Here is a 19,755-nt window from a genome sequence, read left to right on the forward strand (position 1 = left end):
GGTCGATCGACGCGGCTTCGAGCCGGTCTCGAGCGCCGTCGTCGAAGCTCGCCGCCATGACGGAAAATCGGGTCAATCTCTACTCGCTGACCGACACGATCACGCCGTGGGCAGTGCGGGCCGCGGCAACGCTCGGCCTCGCCGACCTGATCGCCGCGGGCACCACCACGCTCGACGAGCTCGCCGCGGCGACGAAGGCCAATCCCGACGCGCTGCACCGGCTGCTGCGCTACCTCTCGGTCCGCGGCGTCTTCAAGGAGACCGAGCCGCGGGTGTACGCCCTCACGGAAGCCGCCGAGTTCCTCAAGACCGACCACCCCGCCGCCCAACGTCCCTGGCTCGACGTCGACTCGATGGCCGGCCGGATCGAGGGCACGTTCAGCTCGCTGACCCACTCGATCCGCACCGGCGACGCGGCGTACCCAGTGCGCTACGGCATCGAGTTCTGGGACGACCTGTCCACCAACCCCGACCGGGCCACGTCGTTCGGCGCGCTGATGGCCACCCACGCGAGCTACTTCGACCAGGTCGTCCAGGGCTACGACTGGAGCACCGTCAACCACGTCATCGACGTCGGCGGCGGCACCGGTGCCCTGCTCACCGAGATCCTCAAGGCCCAGCCGCACCTGCGCGGCACAGTGGTCGACCTGCCGGGCGTCGTCGAGCAGGGCCGGGCCCGGTTCGAGGCGGCGGGCATCGCCGACCGCGCCGAGGTGGTCAGCGGGAGCATCTTCGACCCGCTCCCGGCCGGCGCCGACGTCTACATCCTGTCGAACGTTCTGCACGACTGGAACGACAGCGCCGCCGAGAAGATCCTCCAGCGGGCCGCGGACGCGATCGGCACGACCGGAAAGGTGCTGATCGTGCAGATCCTGGTGAAGGACGAGAACGACAACTTCCCCGACGACCCGGCCCGGCTGATGTTCATCACCCAGATGGACCTGCGCCTCCTCTCGCTCATGGCGGGCAAGGCCAGGACCTGGCGCGAGTACGCCGAACTGGGTGAGAAGGCCGGGCTCCAGGTGGACGGCAGCACTGTCATCCCCACCGGGCAGACCCTGCTCTCTCTGCGCCGCGGCTGAGCCGACGGGCCCCTTGCTGACGGTTTCCGGTTGGGAAGGGGCCCTCGCTAACGGACCGTGCGCGCGTCGTACCGTTGCGGACATGAACCCGGCCATCCGACGAATCGCGATCGATGCCCTCATCGCTGTCGTCGTCGCGGCCGTCGTGGCGGTGGCGATCCGAGTCGCCGACGAGCCCGGCGCCCGGCCGCCGGACGCGCGCGCCTACGCGATCGGCGCGGTGATCGGGCTCCTGCTGGTCTTCCGGCGCCGCTGGCCGCTGCTGGTGCTGGTCGGCTCGGTCACCGCGCTGATGATCTACTACGCGCTCGAGTACCCGGGCGTCCCGCCCGCCCTCCCGCTGGCCGCCGCCCTCTTCTCCGTCGCGGCCGCCGGCCGGTTCACCTGGGCGCTCCTCGTCGCCGGGTTCTTTGTCGTCCTTGAGCTGATCATGCGGTACACGCTGCTCGGCGAGGGTTTCTTCCCCGCCCTCTCGGCCACCCTGGAAGAGGGCTCGCTGCTCGCGGCCGTGGTGCTGCTCGCCGAGACGATCCGCACGCGCCGGATCCGGCTGGCCGAGGCGCAGCAGCGCCTCGCCGTGATGCGCCAGGAGCGTCAACACGAGGTCGCCCAGGAGCGGCTCCGCATCGCCCGCGAGGTCCACGACGTACTCGGTCACACGATCGCCGCGATCAGTGTGCAGGCGAGCCTCGCCGACGACATCTTCGACAGCAAGCCGGCCGAGGCGCGGGCCGCGCTTCGGAGCATCCGGGGCGCGGCCCGAGACGCCATGCACGAGGTCCGTTCGGCGATCGGCATGCTTCGCGACCCCGGGGAGGTGCCCGATCTGGCCCGGGTCTTCGCGGTCGCCGAACAGGCCGGTGTGAAGGTGCGGTCGGGGATCTCCGGCATCCCGCGTCCGATTCCGCCGGAGGTGGCGCTCTCGGTCTACCGGATCGTGCAGGAGTCGATCACCAACACGGTCAAACACGCCGAAGCGACGACAGTCGACGTCACCATCGCCTACGCGGGTGACGCCGTCACTGTGGAGATCGTCGACGACGGGGTCGGGGCCGGTGCGGGCCGGAGGGGGCACGGGATGGCCGGCATGCGGGAACGGGCCACGGCCGCTGGCGGGTCGCTCGAGGCCGGGCCCCGGCCGCAGGGCGGGGGGTTCCGAGTGGCCGCGCGGCTGCCGGTCGAGGTGAAGGAGACAGCGTGACGATCCGGATGGTGCTGGCGGACGACCAGACACTCGTGCGGGCCGGCTTCCGGGGCCTGCTCGACCACAGCGACGACCTGGAGGTGGTCGGTGAGGCGTCCAACGGCGCCCAGGCTGTCGAGATGGTCGCCGCGACCCGGCCGGACATCGTGCTGATGGACGTGCGAATGCCGGTGCTCGACGGCGTGCGGGCCACGGCCGCGATCGTCGAGCGGTTCCCGGCCGTGCGGGTCATCGTCCTGACCACCTTCGAGCTCGACGAGTACGTCTTCGAGGCGCTGCGCGCCGGCGCGAGCGGGTTCCTGCTCAAGGACATCGAGCCCGACGAACTGCGCCAGGCGGTGCGGGTGGTGGCCGGCGGCGACATGTTGATCTCGCCGCGGGTGACGAGCCGGCTGGTGAGCGCGTTCGTCAGCAAGGTCGCGCCGGCGCCGGTCGACGGCGGCCGGTTGGCGGTGTTGACCGACCGCGAGCGCGAGGTGATGAGCCTGGTGGCCAGCGGGCTGACGAACGAGGAGATCGGGCGACGGCTGTCGATGAGCCCGGCCACGGCCCGTACCCACGTTCACCGGGCCATGGTCAAGCTCCGCGTCCGCGACCGCGCGCAACTCGTCGTGCTCGCCTACCAGACGGGGCTCGTCGCACCCGGCAGCTAGCCAGCTACGGCAGTTGTTTCGCACGCCGTACCGGCTACGGCGATCGCCGTACACCCCGGCCGTTCCTCAACGGATGCCGGGTGGTGCGCATCCTTCGTATGTTGGCGTCATGTTTGAGGTCGGAGAGAACGCCGATGGGATCCTGGCCGGGGTCCTGTTCCTGATCTGGCTGTCCGCGGCGATCCTCGCCACGCGGCTGGCCTGGCGGCCGACGCCCGAGGCGCTGCGGAAGAGCGCTCGTCGGCTGCTGCGTCTGCTCGTTGCCGCGCTGGTGGTGCTGGTCGTCAAGTGCGTCGCGATCGGGCTGATGCTCGCCGTCGACTGGATCTTTGCCGACAACCGCGTGATCGTGCAGATGCCGCTCCTGCTGCTGCCGATGCTGGCCGTCGCCGTCTGGACCGTGCCGGGCCTGCGCGCCCTGGCCAACCGCGACGACGCACCGGTCGACGTCGAGACGCGCTCCGCCGCCGCCAATCCCCGATTCGTCGTGCCGGTCCAGGTGACGGCCGTGGCGACGGTCGTCGGTGTCTACTTCGCGTACGTGTCCCGCCCGGTCCCGTCCTACCTCGACGACATCGCGACCCACGCCGCGCCGATCCTCCTGTCGGTGCTGGTGCTGTGGTTCTGGCAGGGGCGTCGCCTGCGGGTCGTCACAGCTACCGACTTCGCGCGCCGGGGCCGGCGTGCCAGCGCCCTGCGCGCCACCGCGCAGGCCGCCGTCGTGGTGCTGGTCGTCGCCGCCGGCATCACCTACGTGGCCCAGAGCAGCAGGCTGCCCGACCGCATGACAATGACATCGCACGACAACGTCGACTACGGGGGCGGCCCTTCGATCGGTCACGGCGGCCACGGCGGGATCTCCGTCGACGACCTGCGCGGGCCGCAGACCGGCAAGCCCAACAAGGCCTTCACCCTGACCGCGAAGAACGCAACTGTACGGCTCTCGTCGGGCGCTGAGATCAAGGCGCTGACGTACAACGGACAGTCGCCCGGGCCGGAGCTGCGGGTCCGCGAGGGAGACCTCGTCGAGGTGACGCTGCACAACGAGATTCCCGACGAGAACGTGACCATCCACTGGCACGGCCTCGACGTCCCCAACGGCGAGGACGGCGTGGCCGGCGCGACGCAGAACGCTGTGGAGCCGGGCGGCAGCTTCACCTACCGGTTCCTCGCCGAGCAGGTCGGCACGTTCTGGTACCACACCCACCAGAACCCGCTCGAGGCGATCCGGCGGGGTCTGTTCGGCGCGTTGATCGTCGAGCCGCGCGACGGCCCGCCACCCGGCGAGCGGGACTTCGTCGTGCAGGCCCACGAGTGGCGTACGCCGGACGACAACATCGTCTCGTTCGGCACCAGTGACACCCTGCAACGCCAGGAGGTCGCCCCGGGCACGCCGGTGCGACTGCGCCTGATCAACACCGACAACAACCCGTCCACTGACAGTCGTCCGCGGGCCCTGACGGTCAACGGCACGCCGGTGCGGGTCGCGGCGATCGACGGGGTCGACGTCAACGGTCCGACCCCGCTGACCAACCCGCGGTTCGGCTTGGCGACCGGTGGACGCTACGACGTGACGTTCACGATGCCGGCCGGTCCGGTGCGCCTGACCGACCTCGCCAACCGCGACGGCGGGCTGGTCCTGGCACCACCGGCTGACGCCTCGACGCCGAAGATCGTCGACGACGGGGACCACTTCGACCCGCTCTCGTACGGCTCTGGCGGCTCTCGGCCCTTCGACGCGGGCTCGTCGTACGACCGCTCGTTCACCCAGCTCCTCGATGATCGGCTGTCCTTCTACAACGGCGGGCTCCACCTGGTGCCGATCATCAACGGGCACAGCTTCCCCGACACGCCGACGTTGATGGTCCGGATGGACGACCTGGTCAAGGTGCGGATCGTCAACCGCAGCCACCAGAACCACCCGATGCATCTGCACGGTCATCACGCGTTGGTGCTGTCCCGCAACGGGGTCCGCGCGACCGGGTCACCGTGGTGGATCGACAGCCTCGACGTGATTCCCGGCGAGATCTACGAAATCGGATTCAAGGCGGACAATCCGGGGCTCTGGATGGACCATTGCCACAACCTCGACCACGCGGCCAACGGCATGGTGATGCACCTCGCCTACGAGGGCGTGACATCCCCCTATGAGCTGGGGCGCGGCACTCCCAATCAGCCGGAGTAGGCGGGCCTGTCGAGCCTTCCTCCACCGGGCCTCGAGGCAACGCCGGCAGCGTCGTTCGCATCCGAACCCCTCTTGCTGAGGAGAACCCATGCTCGACGCGATGCGACGAACGTTGTCGCTGGCTGTGCCGCTGGTACTGGTGGCCGGCATTGCCGCGCCCGCCACTGCGGCCACCTCGACCACTGGGCGACTGACAGTCGTCGCCCGCAACCTCGACAACCCGCGCGGTGTCGCCATCGACCGGGCCGGCACCGTCCACGTCGCCGAGGCCGGGCTCGGCGGTGACGACGTGTGCATCCCCGGCACGTTCGGTACCAACCTCTGCTACGGCTCGACCGGTGCGATCACGGCGGTCCGTCACGGCTGGCAGAAGCGAGTCGTGACGGGTCTGCCGTCACTGCGGAGCACAGGTGCCGGCTTCTCCGTCTACGGCGCCCACGACCTGGCCTTCGATCGGCAGGGGAAGCTGCTGGTGGCGATGGGCTACAGCACCGACCCGGTCTCGCGTGACCTGCTCGGCGCGGCCGGGGCCACGATGGGGACCATCCTCCGGGTCGAGGGGAAGCGCCGCTGGTCGGTCGTCGGCGACCTTTCCGACTTCGAGGGACGGAACAACCCGGACGGGGTCATTCCGGAGAGCCAGCCGTACGCCGTCGTCGCCGACGGGCGTGACGTCTACGCGCTCGACGCGGCCGCCAACGACGTGCTCCGGATCGACCGTCGTGGCGTGGTCACCGCCGAACACGTCTGGCCGCAGGAGCAGGTTCCGGCGCCGCCGGAGTGGGGCCTGCCGCCCGGCTCGACGACGCCGATCCAGTTCGTGCCGGTCACCATCACCCGCGGGCCGGACGGTGCCCTCTACATCGGGCAGCTGACCGGGCATCCCTTCCCGAACGGCGGCGCCCGGGTGTGGCGGCTGGTGCCCGGGCAGGAGCCGACGATCTTCGCGACCGGCTTCACCAACATCATCGACATCGCGTTCGACAAGCGGGGTCGACTGGTCGTGCTGGAGATCGCGAAGAACGGGCTCAGCTCCGGGGACTCCACAGGTGCGTTGATCCGGGTGGAGCGCGACGGTAGCCACCGGGAGTTGGCGAGCACCGGCCTGGACTCCCCGATGTCGTTCGCCATCGCTTCCGACGGCAGCTTCTACATCGCCAACAAGGGCCTCGGCATCGGCGAGTTGGTCCGTCTGTCCACACGAGACTGACAGAATCGCGCGGCGATCGTGGCGTTCTTCGTGTCGGGAGGACGCCACGATAGCTGTGGTGTCACACGTCCGCGATACGGTGCCAATCGTGTGCACGCTGGCGGCGGGGGACGGGGTCTGGGGGTTAGGTTGACGCGGTCCGACGGCGGGTCTTCCGCCGGCGCCACCACCATCCTCATCGTCGACGACCACGCTCTCGTTCGCGAGGGGCTGCGCTGGGTGCTCGAGGTGCACGCCGACCTCGACGTGGTCGACGAGGCCGGCGACTCGGCCACAGCTGTCGCCAAGGCGGCGTCGGAGCGTCCCGACGTGGTGTTGCTCGACGTCGAGATTCCCGGCGACGACCCGGTGGTCACTGTGCGTCGCATCCGTGAGGTGTCGCCCGACAGCGCGGTCGTCATCCTCAGCATGTACGACAGCCCTGACCTCCTGCGCCGACTGATCGCCGCCGGGGTGCGCGGATACCTGCTCAAGAGCGTGGGCCGTGAGGAGCTGGTCGCCGCGATCCGCAAGTCACGCGACGGCAGCGGCTCGGTGCTGCTCTCGGTCTCCGGTCAGAGCCTGGTGCAGGTGCAGAACGCGGAGTCGGCCATTCTGTCCCCCGTTGAGCTGGAGATCCTCCAGCTCGCGGCCGAGGCGATGACAAATGCCCAGATCGCGCGCCGACTCGACCTGACCGAGGCCACCGTGAAGAGTCACCTGCGTCGCATCTTCGCGAAGCTCGGTGCGGTCTCCCGCATCGACGCGGTCAACAAGGCGGTGGCAGCGTCACTGGTGACGCTGCCACACGACCGGTTGGTGCCGCGCCCTCGCCGCCCGCCATTCTAGGGCCTGTTTCATAAGAACTGGCCGGCCTGCGGCGGGCCCGGACGACGACCGGCGGCGTTGCGGTTTCGTCCGGATACGACACCGGTATCCGGACGAAACCGCGCCTTGCCGGATCGCCGCCCGGACTCCGCCTCGGCTCGACCGCCCTTATGAAACAGGCCCTGGCGACCGGCGACGTTCCTCAACAAGCGGCCTTGAGGTCGGCGGCGCGGTCCGTGCGCTCCCAGGTCAGGTCCGGGAGTTCACGACCGAAGTGGCCGTAGGCGGCAGTCTGCTGGTAGATCGGACGCAGGAGGTCCAGGTCGCGGATGATCGCCGCCGGACGCAGGTCGAAGACCTCACCGATCGCCTTCTCGATCCGATCGAGCGGCACCGTCTCCGTGCCGAAGGTCTCCACGAACAGGCTCACCGGGTGGGCCTTGCCGATCGCGTAGGCCACCTGCGCCTCACACCGCTCGGCCAGGCCCGCGGCGACCACGTTCTTCGCCACCCACCGCATCGCGTACGCCGCCGAGCGGTCGACCTTCGACGGGTCCTTCCCCGAGAACGCGCCACCACCGTGCCGGGCGTACCCGCCGTAGGTGTCGACGATGATCTTCCGTCCGGTCAGGCCGGCGTCGCCCATCGGGCCACCGATCTCGAACCGTCCCGTCGGATTGACCAGCAGCCGGTAACCCTCGGTGTCGAGGTCGAGCGCCTCCAGCTCCGGCGTGATCACGTGGTTCCGGATGTCTGGGGTGAGCAGTTCGTCGAGGGAGATGTGGGCGGCGTGCTGCGTGGAGACCACGACGGTGTCGAGCCGGACCGGGCGTAGACCGTCGTACTCGACGGTGACCTGGGTCTTGCCGTCCGGCCGCAGGTAGGGCACCGTGCCGTCCTTGCGTACGGCGGCCAGCCGACGGGCCAGCCGATGGGCCAGTGCGATCGGCAGCGGCATCAGCTCCGGCGTCTCCGAGCAGGCGAAGCCGAACATCATGCCCTGGTCACCGGCGCCCTGGGCGTCGAGCCCGCCGCCGGACGAACCGTCGCGCAGCTCGATCGCCGTGTCGACGCCCTGCGCGATGTCGGGCGACTGGGCGCCGATCGAGATGCTGACGCCGCAGGAGGCGCCGTCGAAGCCCTTCTTCGACGAGTCGTACCCGATGCCCAGGACGGTCTCCCGCACGATGCGGGGGATGTCGGCGTAGGCCTGCGTGGTGACCTCGCCCGCGACGTGGACCTGGCCGGTGGTGATCAGGCTTTCGACGGCGACCCGGCTGTGCGGGTCCTGTGCCAGTAGCGCGTCGAGGATCCCGTCACTGATCTGATCGGCGATCTTGTCGGGATGACCTTCGGTGACCGACTCGGAGGTGAAGAGGCGGCGAGACATGTGTGACTCCTAACCCGAGGGGGCGTGGGGGCCCGGCGAGTCTTCCCGCCTCCGGTGGAGGTTACGTGGAGAAAGCATCGAGCGATCGAAGGGGTATCCGCCGTACAACTTTCGACACGCATCGATCCTCGGAAGAACCCGCGATGTCGCTACCTGCGGTCGTTCCGACACGCCCCGCTCATCCATAGCTTGAGAGCGTCTCGACGAGTGCTATGGGGAATGGGGGGACCACTGTGGTCAGGTACGAGATCCTCGGATCGCTGGAAGTGATCCACGAGGGCCGGATCTGCACGCCGACGCCGCCGAAGGTGCGGACCGTGTTGGCGCTGCTGGTGATGCGGGCCAATCGGGTCGTTCTGGTCGACTCGATAATCCGGGAGCTGTGGGGTGACGACCCGGCGCGCAGCGCCGTCACCACAGTGCAGACCTACATCTACCACCTGCGCAAGCTCTTCGCGAAAGAGGGCATCGAGACCCCGGACCGGACCGTGCTGGAAAGCCGTGCCCGCGGCTACCTGCTCAAGGTGGAGCCGGGCCAGCTCGACGCCGAGGTGTTCGAGACGATGCTCGACCAGGGTCGCTCGCACATCGAGTCGGACCGGCCCGAGGAGGGCGCCGAGGTGCTGCGGCGGGCGCTGGCCATGTGGACGGGGCCGGTGGGCGCCAACGTGACGTTCGGGCCGGCGTTGGAGGCGCACGCGATCCACCTTCAGGAGCAGTGGATCCGGGCGTTGGAGTTGCGCATCCAGGCCGACATCACCCTCGGCCGCCACCGCGAGCTGATCGGCGAGCTGCGCTATCTCGTGGGCACGTACCCGCTCAACGAGTGGTTCCACCGCCAGCTCATCGTGGCGCTCAGCCGCTCCGGGCGCCGTGGCGAGGCGCTGCAGGCGTACCACCACCTGCGCCGGGTGCTCAGTGAGGAGTTGGGCCTGGACCCTTCGCCTGACCTCCAACGGCTCCAGCGGGAGGTGTTGGCCGCCGGCGGGCCACTGCGCCCGGGGCTCGCCAGGGCCTCGTGACAGGCCCTCGACCGACGCTCCAGCGCCGTTCGACCGGCCGTCCCTAGCTTTCACACGGACATCGCGGCCAGGAGGTCTTCCATGACGAGCACATCCGACCGTCGGGTGGTCATCACCGGGATTGGCGTCATCGCCCCCGGTGGACTGGGCACCAAGGCGTTCTGGGAACTGTTGACCGCTGGCCGCACGGCCACCCGTACCCTGTCGTTCTTCGACGCCACCCCCTTCCGGTCGCGGGTGGCCGCTGAGGCCGACTTCGACCCGGTCGCCGAGGGCCTGTCGCCGCAGGAGGTCCGCCGGATGGACCGGGCGGCCCAGATGGCAGTGGTCTGCACCCGGGAGGCGCTGGCCGACAGCGGTTTCGAGGTCATCGACCCGACCCGGGTCGGCGTCAGCGTCGGCACCGCGGTCGGGGCCACGATGAGCCTCGAAGAGGAGTACGTCGTGGTCAGCGACGGCGGCCGGAAGTGGCTGACCGACCACCGGTACGCCACCCCGCATCTCTACGACTATCTGGTGCCGAGCTCGTTCGCCCGCGAGGTGGCGTGGTCGGTCGGGGCGGAAGGTCCGGCGACGGTGGTCTCCACCGGATGCACGTCGGGTCTCGACTCGGTCGGCCACGCCCGGGAGCTGATCCGGGAGGGCTCGGCCGACGTGATGATCGCCGGTGCGACCGACGCCCCGATCTCGCCGATCACGGTGGCCTGCTTCGACGCGATCAAGGCGACCACGGCCCGCAACGACGACCCGACGCACGCGTCGCGGCCGTTCGACAACAGTCGCGACGGGTTCGTCCTCGGCGAGGGTTCGGCGATGTTCGTCCTCGAAGAGCTCGAGCACGCCCGCCGGCGAGGAGCGCAGATCTACGCCGAGCTGGTCGGGTTCGCTTCGCGCTCCAACGCATTCCACATGACCGGTCTACGGCCCGACGGGCGGGAGATGGCCGAGGCGATCCGTGTCGCGCTCGCCGACGCCCGGCTGCCCGGCGACGCCGTCGACTACATCAACGCGCACGGCTCGGGTACGAAGCAGAACGACAGGCACGAGACGGCGGCGTTCAAGCGGAGCCTCGGCGACCACGCGTACCGCACCCCGGTCAGCTCGATCAAGTCGATGATCGGCCACTCGCTCGGCGCCATCGGCTCGATCGAGATCGCGGCGTCAGCCCTGGCGATCAAGCACGGGGCGGTCCCGCCGACAGCCAACCTGCACGAACGCGACCCGGAGTGCGACCTCGACTATGTGCCGCTCACCGCCCGGGAGCAGCAGACCGACGTGGTGTTGAGCGTGGGCAGCGGGTTCGGCGGCTTCCAGAGCGCGATGCTCCTGGCGCGTGTGGCATGACCACCGTCGTCACCGGGGTCGGAGTGGCCGCCCCCAACGGGTTGGGCCGCGACGCCTTCTGGGCGGCCACCGTCGCCGGGGTGGGCGGCATCGGGCCGATCAGCCGTTTCGACCCCTCGGGTTACCCCGCCCAGTTGGCCGGCGAGGTTCCCGGATACGAGGCGGCCGATCACATTCCGAGCCGGTTGATGGCGCAGACCGACCACATGACCCGGCTGTCGTTGACGGCGGCGCAGTGGGCGCTGGCCGATGCGTCGGTCGACCCTTCGGCGCTGCCCGAGTTCGGCATGGGTGTCGTCACGGCCAGCGCGTCGGGCGGCTTCGAGTTCGGCCATCGTGAGCTGGAGAAGCTCTGGAGCAAGGGCTCCGAGCACGTCAGCGCCTACCAGTCGTTCGCCTGGTTCTACGCAGTCAACACCGGCCAGATCTCGATCCGCCACGGGATGCGTGGGCCGACCGGCGTGCTCGTCACCGAGCAGGCGGGCGGGCTCGACGCGGTGGCGCAGGCCCGACGCCAGGTGCGCAAGGGCGTGCAGCTCGTGATGACCGGCGGCGTCGACGCGTCGCTCTGCCCGTGGGGCTGGACCGCCCAGCTCGCCAACGGCCTTCTCAGTACGGGGCGCGATCCGGCCACGGCGTTCCTGCCGTTCGACGCCAACGCGTCGGGTTACGTGCCGGGCGAGGGCGGGGCGATCCTCGTCCTGGAGGACGAAGACGCCGCTGCCCGGCGTGGCGCCGCCGTCTACGGGGTGATCGCCGGATACGGCGCGACGTTCGACCCCCGGCCCGGCTCCGGCCGTCCGCCGGGTCTGCGTCGGGCCGCCGAGATGGCAGTGACCGACGCCGGTCTCACGCCGGCCGACATCGACGTCGTCTTCGCCGACGGGGCCGGTGTCGCGGAGCTCGACCGTGTCGAGGCCGAGGCGATCACAGCGGTCTTCGGCCCACGCGGGGTGCCGGTGACAGCGCCCAAGACGATGACCGGCCGGCTCTACTCGGGCGGGGCGGCGCTCGACCTCGTCTCCGCGCTGCTGTCGATCCGGCACGGTGTCATCCCGCCCACCACCAACATCCGCCAGCCGGCCGAGGGCCTGCACCTCGACCTGGTGCGCGACGTCGCACGGGAGACACCCGTACGCGCGGCGCTCGTGCTCGCCAGGGGCTACGGCGGGTTCAACGCGGCCATGGTCGTTACCGACGAAAGGAATGGACGATGACCGACGCCAGCCTCGCCGCCGTCGCGAACTTCGACGAGCAGCAGGCACTTGACCTGCGTGAACGGCAGATCGCGGTCCTGGGAAGCGCCAAACAGATCGCCAACGTGATCTACGTGGTCACCGAGCTCGGCGTCGCGGACCTTCTCGTCGACGGACCGGTGCCGGTCGCCCAACTGGCGGCGGCGACCGAGTCGCACGAGGACGCGCTGCGGCGGATCCTGCGCGCGGCCTCCGCGGTCGGCATCTTCGACGAGCAGGAGGACGGGTCGTTCGCGCTGACGCCGCTCGGCGAGGGGCTGACGTCGGCCCGGATCGGCGGACTGCGACCGATGGTGCAGTTCAGCGGCGCCGACTTCAACCGCCTCCCGTACGCGGAGATCCTGCACAGCGTCCGCACCGGCGAGCCGGCCTTCAACAAGGTCTTCGGCATGGGCTTCTACGACTACCTCCAGGCCCACCCGGAGGCCAACCGGTTCTTCGAGGGCTTCATGGCCCACTGGAGCCGGCGGCTCGCCGACCGGTTCGCGGCGGAGTTGGCACCTGAGCGGTTCGGCCGGATCGCCGACATCGGCGGCAGCAACGGCTACTTCCTGGCCAAGATGCTCCAGCGCCACCCCGAGGGCACTGGTGTCCTCTTCGATCTGCCCGAGGTCGTGGCCGACGCCGAGCCGCTGCTCAAGGAGCACGGTGTCACCGAGCGGGTCGAGGTGCGGGGCGGCGACTTCTTCACCGACGAGCTGCCGGCCGGCGCCGACGCGTACATCCTGAAGTCGATCGTCCACAACTGGCCGGACGACACCTGCGTCACGCTGCTGCGGCGGATCCGCGCGGCGATCGGCGACGCCGACTCCCGCCTCATCGCGATCGACCAGATCGTGCCGCCGCGCAACCAGTGGGACCACGCCAAGATCATCGACATCGACATGCTGGTGCTCTTCGGTGGCAAGGAGCGCGACCTCCGCGAATGGCAGGCGCTGTTCACCGCGTGCGGTTTCGAGCTGGTCAACACCCCGGCGTCCCGCGGTTGGGCCCTGCTCGAAGCGCGTCCGATCTAGGAAAGGAAGCCCGCAATGGCACACATCGGCATCGACCAGCCGGTCGTGACGATGGTCAACGTCTTCACCGTCGAGCCGGCCAACCAGCAGAAGCTCGTCGACATCCTGATCGAGGCGACCGACGCGGTGATGTCCAAGGTCGACGGGTTCGTGTCGGCGAACATCCACGCCAGCCTCGACGGGACCCGGGTCGTCAACTACGCGCAGTGGAAGAGCGAAGAGCACTTCACGGCGATGCTCCAGAACCCCGAGGTCCACCCCCACTTCGGCGAGGTACGCGCGATCGCCACGCCGGAACGCCACCTCTACAAAGTCGTCTACACGGAGGACGCTCATGTCTGACGGAAGCACCGACGTCCTGATCGTCGGCGGCGGCCCGGTCGGCCTGTCGACCGCGCTCTTCCTGGCCCGCAAGGGGATCCGGCCGATCCTGGTCGAACGTCGACCCCGACTGTCGACGATCCCCCGCGCGACCGGTCTGCACGCCCGCACTGTGGAGATCTTCCGCACCGTCGGCCTGGAGCCGGCCGTGCAGCAGGCCGGCATGAAGATCGTCGGGCCGGGCGCCGAACTCGACCTCGTCCGCGCCGGCCGCGCCACGCCACTGGTCATGCTCGGCGCCCAGTCGCTGGCCGACCTCCACAAGTCCTTCGTCATGGAGGCGCACGACGTCGATTACGACAAGTTCACGCCGAGCTGGCCGATCTGGTGCGGCCAGGACCACTACGAGCCGCTGCTCTACGACGCCGCCGTCGAAGCGGGCGCGGAGATCCGCTTCCAGAACGAGCTGGTCGGGCTGACCCAGGATGAGGATGGGGTGACCGCGACCGTCTCCGACAACGGCACGACCCGCACGATCCGGGCGCGCTACGTCGTCGCGGCCGACGGCGTGAAGAGCCCGGTCCGGAACATGCTCCAGATCGGAGACCGCAGCAACGGTGTCGCCGGGAACTTCGTCAGCATCATCTTCCGCGCCAAGGTCGACCTGCCCGACACCGCGCCACGGTTCACGCTGATCTACCTGATGAACCAACTGGCCCAGGGTCTGCTGCTCTTCATCGAGCCGGGGCGGTGGATGTTCGGCGTCAACTACTACCCCGAGCGGGGGCAGTCGCCGGCCGACTTCACCCCGCAACGCTGCGTCGAACTGGCCCGGATCGCGGCCGGTGACCCCGAGCTGGAGGTCGAGGTCGAGTCGGCCCAGCCCTGGGACGCGCGGCACATGGTCGCCGACGCGTACCAGGCGGGACGGGTCTTCCTCGCCGGCGACGCCTGCCACGCCCACCCGCCGGCCGGCGGCTTCGGCGTCAACGCCGGCATCCAGGACGCGCACAACCTGGCGTGGAAGCTCGCTGACGTCCTTGCGGGGCGGGCCGACGAGAGCCTGCTCGACTCCTACGAAGCCGAGCGTCGTCCGGTCGGCGCCGCGACCGCCGACCAGGCGTGGATGCTCTTCCGCACCCGGGGTCAGCTCGCCGACGAGGACAAGGCCGCCTATCGGGACTTCGTCATCGTGACGATGGGCTACCGGTACACCTCGAACGCGAGCGTCGGCGCGCCCGCCGACACCGAGCTGCTGCCCCGCGAGCTGACCTTCACCGGCCAACCCGGATCGCGTGCCCCACACGGCTGGGTCGACCAGAACGGTGCCCGGGTCTCCACTATCGACGTGCTGACCGAGGGCTGGACGTTGGCCGCGGCTCCCGGCGACGACGCCTGGCTCGCGGCGGCCGAGGCGGTCTCCGCGGAGACCGGGCTTCCGATCAAGGCGCTGACCGCCGGCCCCGACGGTGACCTCGTCGACGACGGTTCGTGGCTGGCGAGCTGTGGAGTCGGCCCCGGCGGGGCGCTGCTGGTGCGCCCCGACGGCATCGTCGCCTTCCGCAGCGCCGGCCCGGTCGACGACCAGGCGAAGACCCTCGCCGCCGCCCTGGCCACCATCCTGCGGGGAGCGTGAGCACATGTCCTACCGCGCCCTCATGGTCATGCGGATGGCCCCCGGTCACGCCGACGCGGTCGCCGAGCTCTTCGCCGAGCACGACAAGGGCGACATGCCCTACGTCGTCGGCATCTCGCGGCGCACGCTCTTCCAGTACCAGGACCTCTACATGCACCTGCTCGAGGCCGACACCGACGTCTTCGACAAGCTCCTCGCGGCCCGCGCCCGCGCGGACTTCCAGGAGGTCAACCGGCGCCTCTCGGCCTACCTGCAGCGCTACGCGCCGGACAGCATGACCGAGTTGCAGGACTCGAAGGCCACGCCCTTCTACACCTGGAGCCCCGAGACAGGGAGCATCACGTGACGCTGACCCGCCGCGACATCAACGACATGATGCAGGCATACAAGAAGACGAGCCTGCTGCGCACCGGGGTCGAGCTGGGCGTGTTCGACGCGCTCGCCGCGGGCCCGGCCACTGCCGGCGGGCTCGCCCCGAAGCTCGGCATCCACCCGCGGGGCGCGCGGATCCTGCTCGACGCGCTCACCGCGATCCGTCTCACCGACCGGACCGGCGAGCACTTCTCGCTCACCCCGGCGGCCGCCGACCATCTAGTGAGCACCCGTCCGGACTACCTGGGCGGAATGGTCAAGGTGATGTCGAGCGACTGGGAGTGGGACGCACTACGTGACCTCAGCGCCGCCGTCCGGGCCGGCGGCACCGTCCTCGACGTGCACGCCGAGACCCCGGAGTACACCTACTGGGAGGACTTCGCCGCGTACGCGACGAAGGTCGCCCAGCCGACCGCCGAGGTGATGGCGGAGGCGCTCGCGCCGTGGACGAAGGAGCGCGCCGAGCTCGACATCCTCGACGTCGCCTGCGGCCACGGCGTCTACGGCTACACGCTCGCGCAGCACAACCCGCAGGCGGCGGTGACCTCGCTGGACTGGCCCAACGTTCTCGCCGTGACGGAGAAGCACGCCGAGCGGCTCGGCGTACGCGACCGGGCGTCGTTCCTGCCGGGTGACATGTTCACGACCGATCTCGGCGGCCCCTACGACGTCGCGCTGCTCACGAACGTCACCCACCACTTCTCCGAGGAGCGGGTGCACGAGCTGGTGGCCCGGCTCGGTTCCGTGGTCAAGCCGGGTGGGCGCCTGGTCATCGTCGGCTTCACCACTGGCGACGAGTCGCCGGCACTGGACCCGGCGCCGTACCTCTTCTCGGTGCTGATGTTGGTCTGGACCTTCCAGGGGGAGTCGCACTCCGTCGCCGCCTACAACCGGGCCCTCGCCGCGGCGGGCTTCGGCCCGGCCACCGTCCACCCGACGGACCTGCCGTTCCGAGTGCTCGTCGCAGAGAAGGGATGACAATGCATCGGCAACCGATCGTGAAGGTCGCCGCCACCGACGTGCCCGGCATCAACCGGATCGGCGGCGAGGTGCGGATCCTGCTAAGCCCGAAGACCGTCGACGCGACGGAGGGCTTCATGGGCACTGTCCGCCTGGAGCCGGGCGAGTTCCTGGCAGAGCAGTACAACCCGTACTCGGACAAGTTCTGCTATCTGGTGCGCGGCGAGGTCGTGATCCGGGTCGACGGCGCGGAGGTCAAGCTCGCGGCCGACGAAGCTCTCATGGTCCGTCGCGGCCAGCGGCACCGCATCGTCAACGCCGGGGGCGAGACCGCACTGATCGTGTTCCAGATCAGTCCGCTCGCGCCGCGCCCCGAGCTGGGCCACGTCGACACCGAGGAGGTCCCGCACCCCGAGTCCCCGGTGCCGCAGGTCGGTGGCGTGCGCGACGGGTGGCAGCGACCGACGGGAGGAAACTCATGAGCCAGCTGACCCTCGACGACCTGCGTCGGATCCTGGAGACCAGTTCCGGTGTGGTCGAGCAGACCGACTGGGCCGATCCGGCGACGCTCGACGCGCCGTTCGACGACCTCGGCTACGACTCGCTCGCGCTGTTGGAGCTGGCGGCGCGGGTGCAGCAGGAGTACGAGGTGCGCATCCCCGACGACGCCGTGTCGATCATGAAGACGCCGCGGCTCGCCGTCGACTACGTCAACCAACGACTCGCGGATCGGTGACCCCATGGCCGGACACACGGACAACGCGGTGGTCATCAACGCACCGTTCGACCTGGTCTGGGACCTGACCAACGACATCCCCAACTGGCCCTCCCTGTTCAGCGAGTACGCCAGCACCGAGGTCCTCTCGACCTCCGACGACGGGGCCGTCGTCTTCCGCCTGACCATGCACCCCGACCCGGCCGGCCGGGTCTGGAGCTGGGTCTCCGAGCGGGTACCCGACCGCAGTGACCGGGTGGTGCGGGCGCGGCGGCTGGAGACCGGCGCCTTCAAGTACATGAACCTTTTCTGGGAGTACACCGAGATCCCGGACGGCGGCGTGCGGATGCGGTGGGTACAGGACTTCGAGATGCGGCCGGGCGGGCACGCCGACGACGAGGGCATGACCGCCCACCTCAACCGGACCACCCGTGAGCAGCAGGCACGCATCCGGGAGATCGTGGAGAAGGCCGCGGCCGAACGCGGGCAGTCATGACCGCCACCGTCAACGCGCCCGTCGGCAAGAGCTGGCTGATCTGCCCGGGCTGCCGGGCGTTGCTCTACCAGCGCCGGGTCGAGCGCAACCTGGGAGTCTGCCCGGAGTGCGACCACCACGACCAGGTCACCGCACACCAGCGGATCGAGCAGCTCTTCGATCTCGACTCGGTCGAGGAGCTGCCACCGGTCGGCGCCTTCGGCGATCCGCTGGGGTTCGTCGACACCTTGCCCTACCCGCAACGGATCGAGGCCGCCCGCCGGCGTACCGGGCTCGACGAGGCGGTCGTCTGCGTCCGGGGCACTGTCGAGGGGCAGCCGTTGGTCGCTGCGGTCATGGACTTCCGGTTCCTCGGTGGCAGCCTCGGCACGGGCGTCGGCGAGCGGATCACCCGGGCGGCCGAGTTGGCGCTCGAGACCCGTACGCCGCTGCTGATCGTCAGCGCCTCCGGCGGCGCCCGGATGCAGGAGGGCGTGCTGTCGCTCATGCAGATGGCCAAGACGAGCGCGGCGCTCGGAGCCCTCGACGAGGCCGGGGTGTTGACGATCTCGCTGGTCAGCGACCCGACCTACGGTGGCGTCGCGGCATCGTTCGCGACGCTCTGCGACGTCATCCTCGCCGAGCCGGGGGCCCGCCTCGGCTTCGCCGGGCCGAGGGTCATTCAGCAGACGCTGCGTCAGCCGCTGCCGGCCGGCTTCCAGACCGCCGAGTACCTCTTCGCCCGCGGCATGCTCGACGACCTGGTGCCCCGATCGAACCTGCGGCCGACCATCGGCCGGCTGCTGGCCTTCGCAGGGGCCGACAGGTCCGCGCCGGATCCGTACCCGGTACGGGCGACAGTGGCACCCGAGCCGGCGGACCCGTGGGCGGTAGTGGCGCTGTCCCGCGATCTCGGGCGGCCCTCCACACTCGACTACGTCGGCCACTTCGTCGACGGTTTCGTGGAGCTGCACGGCGATCGGCTGGCGAGTGACTGCCCGGCGATCGTCGGCGGCGTCGGCCTGATCGACGGCCGGCCCACAGTGGTGATCGGCCACCAGAAGGGCCACACGGTCGCCGAGGTGGCCAGCCGCAACTTCGGCATGGCGACACCGGCCGGCTACCGCAAGGCGGCCCGGCTGATGCGCCTGGCCGAGAAGCTCGGCACGCCCATCGTGACGCTCATCGACACGCCCGGCGCGTACCACGGCATCTCGGCGGAGGAGAACGGCCAGGCCCTCGCCATCGCCGACAGCATCCGGCTGATGGCCGGTCTGACGGTCCCGGTCGTCGCGATCGTGACCGGCGAGGGTGGCAGCGGCGGCGCGCTCGCCCTCGGCGTCGGCAACCGGGTTCTGATGCTCGCCAACGCGACGTACTCGGTGATCAGCCCGGAAGGCTGCGCCGCGATCCTCTGGAACGACTCCGGTCGGGCCGACGAGGCCGCCGCGCAGCTCAAGCTCCAGGCCAGCGACCTGCTGGCGCTCGGCATCGTCGACGGGGTGGTCCCCGAACCGCCCGGCGGGGCACCGGCCGATCCCGGGGCGACCGCGTCGGCAGTACACCGGGCGGTCGTCGACGCGTTCGCGGAGTTGGCCGGTCTCACCCGCGAGGAGGTGCGGGCCCAGCGCCGGGCCCGTTTCCGACAGATCGGAGGTTTGACGAATGCCGGAGGGTAACGCCGACCCGCTGGATGCCGCGGTCCGCAGTCTCGCGCTGCTGATCGGGTCGACGCCAGGTCCGGTCCGCCGTGCCCGGCTGCAACACGGCGACCTGGTGGTCGAGGTGGAGTGGCCGGACGGCGCACCCGTGGTGGCGATGGTCCCGGCGGTCCCGCCGGTGGAGGCCGACGCCGGTCTGCACTACGTGTGCGCGCCGATGGTCGCCACGCTCTACCTCGCGCCGTCGCCCGGCGCTGACCCGTTCGTCCGGGAGGGCGACCAGGTCGTGCCCGGCCAGCAGGTCGCGATCCTGGAAGCGATGAAGATGATGATCCCGGTCGAAGCCGACCGCGCGGGCGAGGTCGTGAAGGTGCTGGTACCCAACGCGACCCCGGTCGAGTACGGCGAACGGTTGATCGCCTTAGCTGTGTCGGAGGGCTGACCCA

20 protein-coding genes are annotated in these 19,755 nt (G+C 70.1%); 19 read left to right on the forward strand and 1 reads right to left on the reverse strand.

All coding sequences use genetic code 11. The features are described 5' to 3' along the window. The first annotated feature begins 56 nt into the window (after positions 1-56). From NIE79_RS31615 to NIE79_RS31640, 6 genes are all read left to right on the forward strand, one after another. Complete coding sequence (locus tag NIE79_RS31615; protein ID WP_238682053.1) at positions 57-1,082, forward strand: methyltransferase; 1,026 nt, start codon at positions 57-59, stop codon at positions 1,080-1,082. Between the two features lie 82 nt (positions 1,083-1,164). After that, positions 1,165-2,283 carry a sensor histidine kinase gene (locus tag NIE79_RS31620; RefSeq protein WP_238682054.1) on the forward strand — a complete coding sequence of 373 codons (1,119 nt, stop codon included), beginning with the start codon at positions 1,165-1,167 and terminating at the stop codon, positions 2,281-2,283. Beyond that, the gene (locus NIE79_RS31625; RefSeq protein ID WP_238682055.1) at positions 2,280-2,939 is read left to right on the forward strand and encodes a response regulator; all 660 of its coding nucleotides are present in this window, start codon (positions 2,280-2,282) and stop codon (positions 2,937-2,939) included. The genes NIE79_RS31620 and NIE79_RS31625 overlap by 4 nt, the downstream gene beginning before the upstream one ends. A gap of 109 nt (positions 2,940-3,048) precedes the next feature. Continuing rightward, a complete protein-coding gene (locus NIE79_RS31630) occupies positions 3,049-5,124 on the forward strand; it encodes a multicopper oxidase family protein (RefSeq protein ID WP_238682056.1) in 2,076 nt (691 codons plus the stop codon). Positions 5,125-5,212: 88 nt separating this feature from the next. After that, positions 5,213-6,334: a ScyD/ScyE family protein gene (locus NIE79_RS31635; RefSeq protein ID WP_238682057.1), complete on the forward strand. Its 1,122-nt coding sequence runs from the start codon at positions 5,213-5,215 to the stop codon at positions 6,332-6,334. A gap of 129 nt (positions 6,335-6,463) precedes the next feature. Further along, positions 6,464-7,162 (forward strand): response regulator, encoded by a 699-nt coding sequence (locus NIE79_RS31640; protein WP_238682058.1) that lies wholly within the window; start codon positions 6,464-6,466, stop codon positions 7,160-7,162. A 181-nt stretch (positions 7,163-7,343) separates the two neighbouring features. On the opposite strand, the gene metK is transcribed toward NIE79_RS31640, so the two are convergent. Beyond that, on the reverse strand, positions 7,344-8,531 hold the full coding sequence (gene metK, locus NIE79_RS31645; RefSeq protein ID WP_238682059.1) for a methionine adenosyltransferase: 1,188 nt from the start codon (positions 8,529-8,531) through the stop codon (positions 7,344-7,346). 212 nt (positions 8,532-8,743) lie between these two features. Here metK and NIE79_RS31650 point away from each other — a divergent pair, with 212 nt between their 5' ends. The 13 genes from NIE79_RS31650 (at position 8,744) to NIE79_RS33890 (ending at position 19,751) form a co-directional block, all read left to right on the forward strand. Beyond that, positions 8,744-9,553 (forward strand): AfsR/SARP family transcriptional regulator, encoded by an 810-nt coding sequence (locus NIE79_RS31650; RefSeq protein ID WP_238682060.1) that lies wholly within the window; start codon positions 8,744-8,746, stop codon positions 9,551-9,553. A gap of 81 nt (positions 9,554-9,634) precedes the next feature. Continuing rightward, positions 9,635-10,897: a beta-ketoacyl-[acyl-carrier-protein] synthase family protein gene (locus NIE79_RS31655; RefSeq protein WP_238682061.1), complete on the forward strand. Its 1,263-nt coding sequence runs from the start codon at positions 9,635-9,637 to the stop codon at positions 10,895-10,897. Further along, positions 10,894-12,114 carry a ketosynthase chain-length factor gene (locus NIE79_RS31660; RefSeq protein ID WP_238682062.1) on the forward strand — a complete coding sequence of 407 codons (1,221 nt, stop codon included), beginning with the start codon at positions 10,894-10,896 and terminating at the stop codon, positions 12,112-12,114. The genes NIE79_RS31655 and NIE79_RS31660 overlap by 4 nt, the downstream gene beginning before the upstream one ends. After that, positions 12,111-13,169 carry a methyltransferase gene (locus NIE79_RS31665; RefSeq protein ID WP_238682063.1) on the forward strand — a complete coding sequence of 353 codons (1,059 nt, stop codon included), beginning with the start codon at positions 12,111-12,113 and terminating at the stop codon, positions 13,167-13,169. The genes NIE79_RS31660 and NIE79_RS31665 overlap by 4 nt, the downstream gene beginning before the upstream one ends. Positions 13,170-13,184: 15 nt before the next feature. Then, complete coding sequence (locus tag NIE79_RS31670) at positions 13,185-13,511, forward strand: antibiotic biosynthesis monooxygenase family protein (RefSeq protein WP_210781784.1); 327 nt, start codon at positions 13,185-13,187, stop codon at positions 13,509-13,511. Beyond that, positions 13,504-15,126 (forward strand): FAD-dependent oxidoreductase, encoded by a 1,623-nt coding sequence (locus tag NIE79_RS31675; protein WP_238682064.1) that lies wholly within the window; start codon positions 13,504-13,506, stop codon positions 15,124-15,126. Before NIE79_RS31670 ends, NIE79_RS31675 begins: the two co-directional genes overlap by 8 nt. Before the next feature lie 4 nt (positions 15,127-15,130). Next, a complete protein-coding gene (locus NIE79_RS31680) occupies positions 15,131-15,472 on the forward strand; it encodes a TcmI family type II polyketide cyclase (RefSeq protein WP_112581708.1) in 342 nt (113 codons plus the stop codon). Continuing rightward, positions 15,469-16,476: a class I SAM-dependent methyltransferase gene (locus NIE79_RS31685; protein ID WP_238682065.1), complete on the forward strand. Its 1,008-nt coding sequence runs from the start codon at positions 15,469-15,471 to the stop codon at positions 16,474-16,476. Before NIE79_RS31680 ends, NIE79_RS31685 begins: the two co-directional genes overlap by 4 nt. 2 nt (positions 16,477-16,478) lie before the next feature. Next, positions 16,479-16,940: a cupin domain-containing protein gene (locus tag NIE79_RS31690; protein ID WP_091394919.1), complete on the forward strand. Its 462-nt coding sequence runs from the start codon at positions 16,479-16,481 to the stop codon at positions 16,938-16,940. After that, positions 16,937-17,194 carry an acyl carrier protein gene (locus NIE79_RS31695; protein WP_091394916.1) on the forward strand — a complete coding sequence of 86 codons (258 nt, stop codon included), beginning with the start codon at positions 16,937-16,939 and terminating at the stop codon, positions 17,192-17,194. The genes NIE79_RS31690 and NIE79_RS31695 overlap by 4 nt, the downstream gene beginning before the upstream one ends. Positions 17,195-17,198: 4 nt before the next feature. Then, complete coding sequence (locus NIE79_RS31700; protein WP_238682066.1) at positions 17,199-17,669, forward strand: SRPBCC family protein; 471 nt, start codon at positions 17,199-17,201, stop codon at positions 17,667-17,669. After that, on the forward strand, positions 17,666-19,327 hold the full coding sequence (locus NIE79_RS31705; RefSeq protein ID WP_238682067.1) for an acetyl-CoA carboxylase carboxyltransferase subunit alpha: 1,662 nt from the start codon (positions 17,666-17,668) through the stop codon (positions 19,325-19,327). Before NIE79_RS31700 ends, NIE79_RS31705 begins: the two co-directional genes overlap by 4 nt. Then, positions 19,314-19,751, forward strand: coding sequence for an acetyl-CoA carboxylase biotin carboxyl carrier protein (locus tag NIE79_RS33890; RefSeq protein ID WP_274524926.1), 438 nt, complete (start codon positions 19,314-19,316; stop codon positions 19,749-19,751). Before NIE79_RS31705 ends, NIE79_RS33890 begins: the two co-directional genes overlap by 14 nt. Positions 19,752-19,755: the final 4 nt, after the last annotated feature.

It is taken from the genome of Micromonospora trifolii (assembly GCF_022229005.1).
GTDB lineage: Bacteria > Actinomycetota > Actinomycetes > Mycobacteriales > Micromonosporaceae > Micromonospora > Micromonospora trifolii.